Source organism: Dictyobacter alpinus (assembly GCF_003967575.1).
In the GTDB taxonomy this organism is placed as follows: domain Bacteria; phylum Chloroflexota; class Ktedonobacteria; order Ktedonobacterales; family Ktedonobacteraceae; genus Dictyobacter; species Dictyobacter alpinus.
Genome location: NZ_BIFT01000001.1, coordinates 450,250 through 463,231 on the forward strand (window position 1 = coordinate 450,250; position 12,982 = coordinate 463,231).

Annotated in this window: 12 protein-coding genes and 1 tRNA gene; 6 read left to right on the top strand and 7 right to left on the bottom strand. The window is 48.6% G+C overall.

Translation table 11 applies throughout. From position 1 onward, the window contains the following. Window positions 1-97: 97 nt before the first annotated feature. The 3 genes from EL633_RS01755 to EL633_RS01765 all read right to left on the bottom strand — a co-directional run bounded on the left by EL633_RS01755 (window position 98) and on the right by EL633_RS01765 (window position 2,610). The gene (locus EL633_RS01755) at window positions 98-985 is read right to left on the bottom strand and encodes an LLM class flavin-dependent oxidoreductase (RefSeq protein WP_126625550.1); all 888 of its coding nucleotides are present in this window, start codon (window positions 983-985) and stop codon (window positions 98-100) included. A gap of 210 nt (window positions 986-1,195) precedes the next feature. Then, complete coding sequence (locus EL633_RS01760; RefSeq protein ID WP_126625551.1) at window positions 1,196-1,435, bottom strand: hypothetical protein; 240 nt, start codon at window positions 1,433-1,435, stop codon at window positions 1,196-1,198. Window positions 1,436-1,599: 164 nt separating this feature from the next. Further along, window positions 1,600-2,610, bottom strand: a complete 1,011-nt coding sequence (locus EL633_RS01765; protein WP_126625552.1) for a Gfo/Idh/MocA family protein — start codon at window positions 2,608-2,610, stop codon at window positions 1,600-1,602. A gap of 226 nt (window positions 2,611-2,836) precedes the next feature. Here EL633_RS01765 and EL633_RS01770 point away from each other — a divergent pair, with 226 nt between their 5' ends. Further along, a complete protein-coding gene (locus EL633_RS01770) occupies window positions 2,837-3,628 on the top strand; it encodes an LLM class F420-dependent oxidoreductase (protein ID WP_126625553.1) in 792 nt (263 codons plus the stop codon). Between the two features lie 141 nt (window positions 3,629-3,769). Here the strand turns inward: EL633_RS01770 and EL633_RS01775 are convergent. The 3 genes from EL633_RS01775 to EL633_RS01785 all read right to left on the bottom strand — a co-directional run bounded on the left by EL633_RS01775 (window position 3,770) and on the right by EL633_RS01785 (window position 6,236). Next, window positions 3,770-3,847 (bottom strand) — tRNA-His (locus EL633_RS01775). 155 nt (window positions 3,848-4,002) lie between these two features. Beyond that, complete coding sequence (locus tag EL633_RS01780; protein ID WP_126625554.1) at window positions 4,003-4,389, bottom strand: hypothetical protein; 387 nt, start codon at window positions 4,387-4,389, stop codon at window positions 4,003-4,005. Window positions 4,390-4,745: 356 nt separating this feature from the next. Continuing rightward, the gene (locus EL633_RS01785; RefSeq protein WP_126625555.1) at window positions 4,746-6,236 is read right to left on the bottom strand and encodes an MFS transporter; all 1,491 of its coding nucleotides are present in this window, start codon (window positions 6,234-6,236) and stop codon (window positions 4,746-4,748) included. A 300-nt stretch (window positions 6,237-6,536) separates the two neighbouring features. Here EL633_RS01785 and epsC point away from each other — a divergent pair, with 300 nt between their 5' ends. Beyond that, the gene (epsC, locus tag EL633_RS01790) at window positions 6,537-7,307 is read left to right on the top strand and encodes a serine O-acetyltransferase EpsC (RefSeq protein ID WP_126625556.1); all 771 of its coding nucleotides are present in this window, start codon (window positions 6,537-6,539) and stop codon (window positions 7,305-7,307) included. A gap of 48 nt (window positions 7,308-7,355) precedes the next feature. On the opposite strand, the gene EL633_RS01795 is transcribed toward epsC, so the two are convergent. After that, entirely contained in the window at window positions 7,356-8,285 is a 930-nt protein-coding gene (locus tag EL633_RS01795) for a nucleoside hydrolase (protein ID WP_126625557.1), read from the bottom strand. 238 nt (window positions 8,286-8,523) lie between these two features. On the opposite strand from EL633_RS01795, the gene EL633_RS01800 reads away from it, so the two are divergent. The 4 genes from EL633_RS01800 (at window position 8,524) to EL633_RS01815 (ending at window position 12,911) form a co-directional block, all read left to right on the top strand. Then, the gene (locus EL633_RS01800; protein WP_126625558.1) at window positions 8,524-9,732 is read left to right on the top strand and encodes a 6-phosphofructokinase; all 1,209 of its coding nucleotides are present in this window, start codon (window positions 8,524-8,526) and stop codon (window positions 9,730-9,732) included. Further along, entirely contained in the window at window positions 9,729-10,910 is a 1,182-nt protein-coding gene (locus EL633_RS01805) for a phosphopentomutase (protein WP_126625559.1), read from the top strand. The genes EL633_RS01800 and EL633_RS01805 overlap by 4 nt, the downstream gene beginning before the upstream one ends. Further along, the gene (locus EL633_RS01810) at window positions 10,907-11,473 is read left to right on the top strand and encodes a GNAT family N-acetyltransferase (protein ID WP_126625560.1); all 567 of its coding nucleotides are present in this window, start codon (window positions 10,907-10,909) and stop codon (window positions 11,471-11,473) included. The genes EL633_RS01805 and EL633_RS01810 overlap by 4 nt, the downstream gene beginning before the upstream one ends. A gap of 76 nt (window positions 11,474-11,549) precedes the next feature. Further along, complete coding sequence (locus EL633_RS01815; protein ID WP_126625561.1) at window positions 11,550-12,911, top strand: phosphohexomutase domain-containing protein; 1,362 nt, start codon at window positions 11,550-11,552, stop codon at window positions 12,909-12,911. Window positions 12,912-12,982: the final 71 nt, after the last annotated feature.

Genomic DNA, 12,982 nt, shown 5'->3' on the forward strand with positions numbered 1-12,982 from the left:
CACTTGAGCACAAAAAGCAGCAGGATATGGCTGTTTCTGGCGTGCATTTGTTGACAAAATAGCGTGCTAAAAGAGAATTTTTCTTCTCTATCTTAGTCTATAAGAAATGGGGAACAACATGGGTAGCAAAGTGGCGCAGAGATTCGACATCCAGGATGCGGAACATAAAATGTGAAACGCCAATGGCACGAAACTGCTGGAGCTCTTGAATAACTTCATCTGGAGTGCCGGCGATAAAGTGTTTATCAGGATGACGTTTGATCTTTGCCGGATCATCTGAGACGCTTATTGTACTCAAATAAGATAATTGGATATCAGAAAAATTACGTCCCACTTTCGCACAATGCTGACGTAAAATGTCTAGCTTACGCCCATACTCTTCATGGGTGCAGGAGTTAAAGTTCCACCAGTCTGCATAACGGGCCACAATCTCCAGCGTACGCTGCTCACCACCTCCACCAATGAGCAGGGGGATGGCTGGTTCTGGCTGAGGAGCACAATAGGCATCGTGGATCTGATAGTGCTTTCCTTCATAGGTCACTGGCTGCTCTGGACTCCAAAGTGCGCGCAAGATGTGAATAGCATCCTCTAATTGCTCCATACGCGTCTTGACCGCAGGGAAAGGATAGTTATAAGCCTTATACTCATCTTCTTTCCAGCCTGCCCCAAGACCAAGCACCAGACGCCCACCAGTCAATACCTGAAGGTTCGCAGCCATCTTAGCAAGCAAAGCAGGATTGCGATAGGATTGAGACAACACTAATGAACCGATCTTAAACTGGGGATATTGGGCGGCCAGATAACTCAAGGTACTCAGGCACTCTAACTCTTCAGTCACCCCAACCTGTAAATGATCTTCTAACCACAACGTGGTAAAGCCAGCTTTGAGCTCTGCGATACAACGACGATTAAACTCTATCACCTCTTGCAACGAATGACCTGGATCATTCTGTCGCAGCATTAATCCAAATTCAACAGCAACCAATGCTCTTAACCTCCCACAAAACTAACATCATCCGCTTCAGAGTGATGTGTGGATCGTCTATAACAAACGCTTCTTACGCCCTGAGATTATCACTTTTATTGTAAGTGAAGCAAGTAAGAGGTGAGAGACGCAAAAAATTAAACCAGGAGGAAGCAGTATGCTTCTTCCTGGCAACAGACACTTGTAAAAAAGGAGCCTGTTAAAAAATACTTAGCTATTCAGTGGGCGCTTATCTTCTGTTTTTTCATTGATATCCAGCACAATACGTTCCATACGTGGATCTGTATCACGCTCTTGCAATGATAGTAAGGTCTGTCGATAGGCGGTAATGAAATCCAATAAGCCCAATGTCTCTTCAGGCGTTAAATCAAAATTAATGCCTGAGGCATGTCTAAGGATCAGGCCGGTCTCCTCCATTCGAGCCCGGTAACGCCCAACGATTGCATCCATGATTGGCTCCTTCCCCGCAAGGAATGGTGAAGTATAAAATACATTTACAGCTTGTGTCTATCACAGCATGCTCTTCTATCCATTCTAGATGGATACTCGGGTGGCGTCAACAAGCAAACGTAGTTTCCCAGCATTTTCTAATTTTTGCGGCCTCATCAGGTCTACTACAGGATCGGCCAATCCAGTCCGGCGGCCTCGTAGATAGCTTCGATAGTTGCCAGATTTTCCAGGGTTTCGGTTAAAGAGAGACGAGGATCTTGTTTGGAGCGAATACACTGAGCAAAGTGTTCAACCTCCAACTGATATTGATCCACGCCAGAAAAGTTTTGCTCGGTCATCTGTCCATCTTTAGTAACAAACGCGGTCATATCATAATTGCCTGGTGTAAATGGCACTGGCAATGTGATGATACCGGCTTCACCAATGATCTCCGCACCCTGACGGGATGGCAGGCCAAAGCTACTATCCATAATACCAAAACTACCCTCACCATAATCCAGTACAGCATTGGTAGCAAGATCAACACTGGTCGGTCCTGTCACATGAACGCGGGCAGCCACTGAGCGAGGCGAACGCTCATAGATAGCATGGAACAGATTAAGCGGATAACTACCAACATCCATCAATGAGCCACCCCCCAGTTCGGGTTGCAAGCGAATGTTCTCTGGATGGGAACGGATATCAAAGGAGAACGATGCTCGCACCAGTCGCACCGGGCCAATCAATCCCGATTTAACCTGTTCAAGAGCCCAGACGATCTGTGGATGGAAGCGGTACATAAATGCCTCCATCAGGAATACCTGATTATCCTCGGCAGCCTGCACCATCTCTTCGCCTTCCTCACGCGTTACAGCCAGTGGCTTCTCACATAACACGTGCTTACCAGCCTGCATGGCTTTGATGCTCCATTCTGCATGTAAGCTATTGGGAAGGGGAATATAGACGGCCTCGATATCGGGATCAGCAAGAATCGCTTCATACCCTTCATAAATACGCACATCGGAAGCAAATGCATACAATTCGCTGGCATGTTGGCGATCACGACTACCAACGGCAAGGAGTTTACCATTCGATGAAGCACGAATAGCTGGCGCGACAGCCCGCACACCAATGTTGGCCGAGCTCAAAATCCCCCACCGAACGGGATCTTTACGAATCAAGATTCTGGGTTCCATCTATTTAAAAATTTCCTTTCAAACGAACTTAACTTCTATTATAAGCACCAAAATCCAGTTTATTTCAATGCAGCTTGCAGTTTTAACCTTCTATGCCTCTTTTTTCATTACAAGCAGCGCTGGCAAGAGGTTTCCTAGCGAAACTTGCAACCGGTGTTAAAACGTGAATACACTCAGAGGTGTATGGGCATTTCCATACAGTTAGTAGTGAGAAAGGGTATATCACGTGTCACAGACAACGAAGAAGTATCCATTAAAAGTAGGAGTTCAGCTTCATCCACAGCACACCTCCTATGAGGATTACGCTAATGCAGTCAAACGTGTTGAGGAACTCGGCGTAGACAGTATTTGGAACTGGGATCACTTTTTCCCTCTTTATGGAGATCCACAAGGAAACCATTTTGAGGGTTGGACCCTTTTGACAGCCATGGGTATGCTGACCAGCAAGGCTCAAATTGGCTGTCTGGTAACCTGTAACACATACCGCAATCCCGCTCTACTGGCCGATATGGCCAAGACACTCGACCATATAACCAATGGCCGTTTGATCCTGGGTATTGGTGCTGGCTGGTTTGAGCGCGACTATAAAGAATATGGCTATGATTTCGGTACCGCAGGCAGCCGTCTGGAAGCTCTCGAACAAAGCCTGGCGACGATCAAGAAGCGCTGGGAAGTCGATGTGCCGAAACCTGTAAATGGTAGCGTGCCGATACTGATCGGTGGAGGTGGCGAAAAGAAAACGCTACGCATCACCGCGAAGTATGCTGACATGTGGCACGGCTTTGGTGATGTTGATACCATCAACCATAAAATGAAGGTTCTTGACGACTGGTGTGCCCAGGAAGGCCGCAATCCTAATGAGATTGAGCGTACCTGTGGCACCGATGCGAAGGATAGCGACGAGTCACGTGATGCGCTCGTCAACGCTGGCATCAGTCAATTGATCCTCGGTATGGGTGCGCCATGGGACTTTGAGGCCGTCGAAAAATTGGTACGCTGGCGCGATTCACGCCGCTAACCTCTTTTTTGCGGCACGCACGCTATAAATCATTTCGGCCATATAACTACAGTTGTAGCTATATGGCCGTTATTTTATCTGTCCCGTTGCAAAACTAAGAAAAAAAGACACCCTATCTTTTAAAGATAGGGTGTCTTTTTGTGGGGGTGACCGATGGGGCTCGAACCCACAACCGCTGGAGCCACAATCCAGAGCTCCGCCTATTGAGCTACGGTCACCACATTTTGTGTGCTCATTTCTTAGCACTTCGACAGTATACCGGACGGCTTGCGAGTTGTCAAGACCTAAACACCACAATTTTTTTAAATTTGTAGGCCAGGATAAAATTGTGAAATTTCACCACTTTTTTGAGCTCGTCTAAGCCAAACAAAGGTCTATAAAATGGCAGTGCGATTGAAAACTGGCTTGATTGAACGGTCTAAAAACAAGTAGCCAAGCGCGAGAGCACTCATCAGGATACCAAAGATTGGTCCAAACATATGAATCACACTTCTATACTCGGGCCGTGTCAGCAAGTATAGCTCGTAAAGAACCTCACTACATTCATAAGTGACTGTCGCCCAATACGCCCAGAATTGAACTGTCCATAAACCATAGACAACCACAAAACCCAGGAGCGCGCCAAGCAATAAAGCAATGAAATCACGTGAACCCAATGCAGTAAATGGAAGCAAGACAAGGCAGCCAAGCGAACCCATCAACTCAAAGATGGCAAAGGTGGTGATACTGCGCGGTCGAGAACGGCGTGTGATTTTCATCATATCTCTTTCAATTCATACTATGCATTGTGTAAATAGAATAAACAGATCAACATGCCTATTTATATAGCACAGTGTAGCGCCCTGTCAAAAAACATTCTCCGACCGGTACTTGTTATCCTATCTTACCCGGTAAATAACTAGCGCCATGTACAAGTTTTCACATACCCACTCTTTTGAGGAGGAAGATGGCGAGGCGGTCGCGACCGCCTCGCCATCTTCCTCCTCAAAAGAAGCGAGAGCCGTAGGCGCGAGGTGTGAGGAATAACACTTGCACATGGTGTTAACTACATGGGGGCAACAAGTTTGGTCCACCTGTTCCCCCATGACATCTTTATAAAAACATACAACAAACTCTATCAGGCAGGAGAACCTTGTTGGTTTTCACGAACCTCAATTTTTTGATCTAACTCTTCTCCCTCTTTTTCAATGGTTTCAAGGGATTTCTGTTTGGGTTCAGGCAACACGAAGGTCAGCAAAAATCCTGCCAGACAAATGATGGCTGCAACACCCATAGCGCCGGGCAGTTTGAAATTTGCCGAGGCGAGCATTAGAGGGAAAATGAAAGCACCAATAAACGCGCCAAACTTCCCAAGTCCGGCCGCGATACCATGAGCCGTTGTGCGTACAGTGACTGGAAAAATTTCGGCAGGATAGAGGAACGTGGTGACATTGGGTCCAAATTCAGTGAACAGGTAGGCCAGACCATAGCATAACAAGAAAGGAATGGTGATAGCGGTCAATTGTGGAAAAATGAAGAGTACTCCATAAGAGACAGCCATCATGCCAAATCCCACTAATTGTATTGGTTTACGTCCAATCCGGTCTACGGTAAAGGCGGATAGGATATAGCCTGGTAAGGCGGCAACGACAAAAATGAGCAAGGTATACAACATATTGGTAGTCAGAGAGGTCTTAGGACTGAACAGTTTAATCACAATGGGGGTTGAAACCGTCGTGCCATAATAGGCGATATCCAGCAAGAACCATGTTCCGGCTGCGCCTAACAACCAGATCAACCAGTGGCGTACAGTGAATAGTTCACGCCAACTTGTCTTACGTTCCTGTACAGACTCATTTTTCTCCTGCGTAGAGGTTTCCTGGTCCTGGCGAGTCTGTTCTGGCACCAGATTTTCACTTTTATCGCCGGCTTCAGCAGCATTGCTATGCTTGCCTTCAGCCATCTCAACGGCACGTGTTACGCCAGCATCATCACCCTTAGCCAGAGCAAAGCGAGGAGTCTCCGAAATTTGACGTCGCAACCAGAATGTGGCCAGTGCTGGAATAGCACCGGCACCGAGAATGAGACGCCATGTCAACTCTTTATCAATACCACTTTGCAAAAGAATATAGGTAAGCAATGGACCAATAATAAGACCAAGAGCCTGGGTAGAAAAAACAAAGGTGATCAGCTTACCACGATCTTTGCGGTTGGCATATTCGCTCATCAGGGTTGAACTTACTGGATAATCACCACCAATACCTACGCCGAGGATAAAGCGGAAAATCAAAAGCCAGATGACATTGGGGGCCAGTGCCGAGGCAATTGCACCGATAGCCAGTACCAATAATTCATAGCCATAGATAAATTTGCGCCCCATGGTGTCTGCGATACGACCAAAGACCACCGCACCCAACACGGAAGCCAGCAAGGCAACACTACTTAAAAGAGAGGTTTCAAGAGAAGTAATATGCCAGGTGTCCTTGAGGATAGAGGTAACAACGCCAATAATAAAGAGGTCATAGGCATCTGTGAGAAATCCCATACCTGCGGTGATAACCGTCTTAAAATGAAATCCAGATAAGGGACTTTCATCAAGTTGTTTGAGCGCTTCCTGAGAAGACGACATTGGACTCTCCTTTCGCTAATTGTTAGCGTTAAGAATAAATTCAATCCACCATTAACAGGTTGTGTACAATTGGCGTTGAAAAATCAACGTCTACTTGGGATACGGAACAGCATACTTCTTTATGTTAAATATATGTTATATTTTGATTAACACCAGGAAACCATTTAGAAGTATAATAAATTTTCGTTGCGCAGAACCGGGGGATCAAAACACACTTGACAAGCAGAAATCCCTGTCCTACACTCCAAAGAGAAGACACAGATAAAAATTGGCCATGCAGAGAAAAGGATACACACAGGTATGTCACAGGGACCAAACGGTGTTTCAAAGGGGACAGGCATTCCTGAGAGCACACCAGACAATAATGAACAACTTTCGACTGAAGGAGAAGACCTGGCTGCACTACCAGAACTTCCACCTGGTATTTTTATTCCCGTACCGGAAAAAACACCCAGGAAGAAAACATTCTGGCCAGATGCAATAGATGTAATCTTTGAGAAAGATCCAGCCTGTAAAAGCATCTTTGAGGCACTTCTCTATCAGGGTTTCTGGGCAATCCTGTTCCACCGCGCTGCACACTCACTGTATCAGGCGCACATCCCGTTCATTCCACGCCTGATCTCACAGTTAGCACGCTTCATAACGGGCGGAATTGAGATTCATCCAGGAGCACAGATCGGCAAACGCTTTTTTATTGACCATGGTGCCGGCGTTGTAATTGGGGAGACGGCGATTATTGGCGATAACGTTATGCTTTATCACCAGGTTACACTAGGAGCCACCGGCTGGTGGCGACCCAATCCATTCCGCCGACAACAGAAACGCCATCCAACCATCGAAAACGATGTCACCATCGGTGTTGGAGCGGCTATTCTTGGCCCCATTACCATCGGCAAAGGCAGTAAAATTGGAGGAATGACACTGGTACTGGAATCGGTACCCGCCAATTCAGTGGTGGTCTCTAAACCGGCTGAACTCCTGGTCAAAGGCGGCGAGACACTGGAAACGCATCAGGAGTTGACTCAGGGTTGGAATGGGAAAGATCCCTGGGAGATGGATTATCAGATCTAATTCCCAGTGATCCAGCCACAGGTACTTCAACATCCTGACAGATGCAACTCAATATAGTTGCAAGGTATCCAATAAGAGAGTCCAGAAGCGTTCGAAGTTGAGGGCATAACCGACGCGTACATTGGGAGGAAGTTCGGTCTTTCCATAGATATCACAGATGGTACGTCCTTCGGTCCATTGTCCTCGACATTCTATGGCAACGTGCATCTCTTTATAGGCGATAACATCAGGATCAATAAGTGCCGCCACAGCGCATGGATCATGGATGGGCGGGGATGGAAAACCAAAGACCTGACGGTAAGAATCTGCGAAGTACGTCAGCAGGTCTGCGACAAAAGCAGGAACAGGGCCAGTCATTGCTTTCAGCCGCTGCATGATTTCCCCGGTTGCTAACGCCTGATGGGTGACTTCTAGCGGCACCATCGTAATTGGCCGGCCACAGGCAAACACTAACGCGGCCGCTTCAGGGTCAGCCCAAATATTAAATTCAGCGCTGGCAGTCACATTACCAACGCTAATGGCTCCTCCCATCAAGGAAATTGCCTGAATCTTCGGTAGGATAGCTGGTTCACGACGCATAGCGGTGGCAATATTCGTCAGTGGACCGGTTGGAATCAGCACTACATCCCCATCCGACTGGAGAAGCATTTCAATCAATAAGTCAACGGCGTGCTGAGGGACCAGCGAACATGTGGGAGGTGGCATCTCAGGACCATCCATACCTGAATCTCCATGGATATCAGCGGCATGGCGCGCAGGACGGATCAACGGCTGGTTCATGCCTTTGGCCACAGGCACTTCCAGGATATTGGCCAGGGAGCACACTTTAAGCGCATTTAAGGACGTTTTCTCCACAGACTGGTTGCCCGCTACAGTGGTAACAGCCAGCAGTTCTAGCGCTGGATGACGAGCAGCCAACAGAAGCGCAATCGCATCATCGTGTCCTGGATCACAATCCAGAATCACCTTCTGTCTCATATGCTTTTCCTTCACAAATAGAGATCTTCATTGATACAATAAACGTGATCGTCTACCAGAGGGACAAGACTGTGTAGATTTATCGTAACATGCACAGAAAGCTATTTCAACTCAATCATAAAGCAGCACAATCTTCAAAGAACCTGCCAGATAACACTCGACGCCAACCCATGGCATTGTTATAATGACCCTGGAAAACTATAGCTGCGACAGCTAGTTGAAAATAGAGGGTATTGCATTGTCATTAAAACAATCTGGGAATTTGATTATTGGACAATCCGGCGGAGCAACCGCCGTAATTAATGCCAGCCTCGTAGGAGCGGTTGAGGCCGCGCTTGCAGATCAACGTATCGGCAACATCTACGGCATGCACCATGGCATTGAAGGTCTACTCAAGGAAGATATCATCGACTTAAGCAATCAACCAAACTCTGTGTGGTCACAGCTCTTACATACACCATCGGCAGCCCTGGGTTCTTGCCGCTATAAGTTACAAGAACACGACCTGGAACACACGATCGAGATTTTGCGCCGCTATGATATCCGTTACATGCTCTATATCGGTGGCAACGATTCAGCCGATACCGCCCATAGGCTAGCCCAGGCGGCACAACAAGCCAACTATGAACTCTGGATCATCAGCGTCCCTAAAACCATCGATAACGATTTACCATTCACAGATCACTGTCCTGGCTACGGTAGCGCGGCACGCTTCCTGGCACAGGCCACGCAAGACTCCACCATGAACACGCTTTCCATCCCCTGGCATTATCCGGTCAAAGTGATCGAGACCATGGGCCGGGATGCTGGTTGGCTGACAGCTTCAGCGGCGCTGGGCAAACGCAGCGCAGATGAGGCTCCACACATCCTACTTCTTCCAGAACAGCCTTTTCAGGAAGCAAACTTTCTGACACAGGTCGAGGCAATCTATAAGCGCCTCGGCTATGTGATTGTGGTGGCAGCCGAAGCCATCCGCGATGAGAAAGGTCAGGCGCTTGGAAGCGCAGGACAGGCTGGCGTGGATGCGTTTCACCATCCCCTGCTCAGTGGTGCTGCCCAGTACCTGGTTGAACTGGTCAAGCGCGAACTAAAGATCCGTGCCCGCTTCGACAAACCCGGCGATCTACAACGCATGTCATCAGCCCATATCTCTATTCCTGATCGCGACGAGGCCTATCTGGCTGGCAAGATGGGAGTACAAGCCCTGCTGGCCGGTGAAAGTGATAAGATGATAACGTTAGTGCGTGAAGACCAGCCTGCTTATCACTGCACAACCGGACTGGCAGATTTAAGCAAGGTGGCAAATGTCCAACGCCTGATGCCAGATGAATATTTAACTGAAGACAAAACCATGGTGACACAGGCATTCTATGAGTATGCCTTGCCACTAATCGGTGAACCACTGGTACACCATACCCAATTGGAAATGACGAGGATACGGCGATGACACAGCTAACGCGAGCAATCCTGATTGTGTTAGATGGCGTGGGCGCGGGCGAAAATCCCGATGCCCATGCCTATGGAGATGAGGGAGCAAGCTCGCTCGAACATTGCGCCCAGGCCATTGGTGGCCTGGAACTACCCAATCTGGGAAAAATCGGGATCGGCAATATTACTCCGATCATCGGCACACCCGCCCGTCAAGAAGTTACAGGTTCCTATGGGCGCATGGCATCCGCAGCGGCCGGCAAGGATAGCACCACCGGACACTGGGAAATGACGGGAGTCGTCCTTGAGAAAGCTCTCCCAACCTATCCACACGGTTTTCCCGCAGAGGTCGTGAGTGCGTTCGAACAAGCCATTGGACGAAAAGTTATTGGCAATAAGGTAGCCTCAGGTACCGAGATCATTAAAGAGCTCGGCGAGGAACACGTGCGCACCGGCTATCCTATCCTCTATACCTCTGCTGACAGCGTCTTCCAGATTGCCGCTCATCAAGAGGTTATTCCCCTCACAGAGTTGTATCGAATGTGCGAAGTTGCCCGTGATATGCTTACAGGCGATCACGCGGTCGGCAGGGTTATTGCTCGTCCATTTATTGGCGAACCTGGTGCATTTCAACGTACAGAGCACCGCAGAGACTTCTCTCTGGCTCCCACCGGAATTACGTTACTGGATCGCCTCAAAGAGGCTGGCAAGGATGTGATTGGCCTGGGCAAAATTGAAGATCTCTTCGCCGGACGTGGCTTAACCCAACGCGACCACACAGAAACGAATCGCGAGGGCATGGCTTCAACCCTTAATTGGCTTGAACAGGATTTCACAGGTCTGCTTTTTGTCAATCTGGTAGAATTTGATATGTTATGGGGGCATCGCCGGGATAGCCAGGGGTATGCTCAAGCTTTACGCGATGTTGATCAGTGGCTCCCACAAGTACAACAGCGCATGCGGCCTGGAGATGCGCTGTTCTTTACGGCTGATCATGGTGTTGACCCAACGTATCGCGGGACCGACCATACAAGAGAATGTGTCCCCTTGCTTGCCTATGGAGAGACAATTCGTTCCGGGGTTGATCTGGGATTACGACCCACCTTTGCCGATCTGGGCCAGACGCTGGCAGAGGCCTTTGGCGTAAAAAACCTGGCGGCTGGAACGAGTTTTGCACGCACATTGGGGTTGGTATGACAGAGTTACAACGTGATAATAAAGCTGGTGAAGCCCGAGGGCCGTTCCTACAAGGTGAACGTATCCGCTTGCGCCGGCCAAACATGAAAGATGCAGAGTTCGTTTTTCGCTGGGAACGCGATGACGAGGTCTGGCGCTACGATATTCACCGGCCATATTCACGTACAATGGGCGAATTTTTGCCTATCTTTGAGCGCAACTATGTGCGTGGCAATGGACGCCAGTTCTGGTTTATCATTGAAGACGAAACAAGAAGCCCCATCGGCACCATCACGTACTTTAATGTTGATAACCGACTGGGGCAGGCCGAAGTTGGTCTGGGACTCGGCGAGAAGGCACGTTGGGGCCATGGCTATGGACCAGAGGCAATCGGCGCACTTGTGCAGCACCTCTTTACATTACCTGGCATTCGACGCGTCTATGCCGAAACCGCTTTAGCTAATCATCCCTCTCGACGAGCCTTTGCGAAAGCTAGCTTTGTTGAGGTCGGGCGAATTTATGATCCCCGCAGCACGGGAGAACCATGGGTACTACTGGAAATATGGAAAAAACATACCATATAATCAGTTAAGAAAGGAGATGAGTTTTTTCTTATCCACAGCTCTGATAGCCTGGTCAGAAAAACACTCATAAATAACCATGAATACTTCTAATACAACTGTTGACCCATCCATCTTTAAAGCATATGATGTGCGTGGTGTCTACGGTGAAACCTTACATGCAGAGACAGCCTATCGTATCGGTCGCGCAGCCGCACAATACTTAAAGGTTCCAGAAATCGCGGTCGGCCGTGATATGCGTGTCTCATCACCACAGATCGCCGAGGCTCTCATTCGAGGTATCAGTGATCAAGGCGTCAACGTCATTGACCTGGGCCAAATCACCACGGACGGCCTTTATTTCGCGGTTGGAAAATTTAAATACGCGGCTGGCGCGATGGTCACCGCTTCACATAATCCTGGTAAATATAACGGTATCAAGTTCTGCCGCGCCGAGGCATTCCCTATCAGTCTGGATACTGGTCTGGGAGATATTCGGGATCTGGCTGTAAGTGGTAACTTCGCCGAATCTGAGAAAAAAGGTGAGATTACTCAACGTGATGTCATCGACGATTACGTCCAACATGCCTTGACATTTATCGATGTTAAGAAACTCAAACCCCTCAAAGTTGTCATTGATGCCGGTAACGGCATGTCTGGTCTGATCATGCCCCGCGTCTTCAAACACCTTCCCTGCGAACTGGTACCACTCTACTTTGAGCTTGATGGCACCTTCCCAAATCATCCAGCCAGTCCAATTGAGCCTGAAAACATGGTGGATGTCCAGAAAAAGGTGCGAGAAGTGGGCGCAGATGTTGGCGCCGCCTTTGATGGCGATGCCGACCGTATGTTCCCGGTTGACGAGCATGGCAATCTGGTCGATGGCTCTATGGTTACCCTGGCGGTCACCAACAGCCTGCTCCAGAAACAGCCAGGTTCAACAATTCTCTACAATCTGATCGTCTCCAAAAGTGTGCCAGAGTTGATTGAGAAGCTCGGCGGAAAAGGACTGCGCACTCGAGTTGGTCACTCGTTCATCAAAGCAGATATGCGCCAGGCCAACGGTATCTTTGGTGGTGAGCATTCTGGCCACTTCTACTTCCGCGATAACTGGTTCGCTGACTCAGGCTTGATTGCTCTGCTCATCATGCTTGAGCTCATCTCAGTTGAGGATAAGCCTTTATCCGAGATCATCAAGCCATTGGATCATTGGGTGCGCAGCGGTGAAATCAATAGCACGGTAACCGATACCAAATCCAAACTCCAGGCGCTTGAAGAGCATTTCGGTAACAAAGCGAACTCCGTCGACAAACTTGACGGTCTGACCTTTGACTTTGGCGACTGGTGGTTCAATGTCCGCCCATCAAATACCGAGCCACTGCTACGCCTGAACGTCGAAGCGAAAGAACAAGCACAGCTAGAACAGAAGCGCGACGAGGTACTCGCTTTCATTCGCAGCTAAAAAACGTACGCCTGCTGGCGGGCCAGCCAGTTTGATGATAGATAGCGCGACATATGTGGCTGAATCCGCAT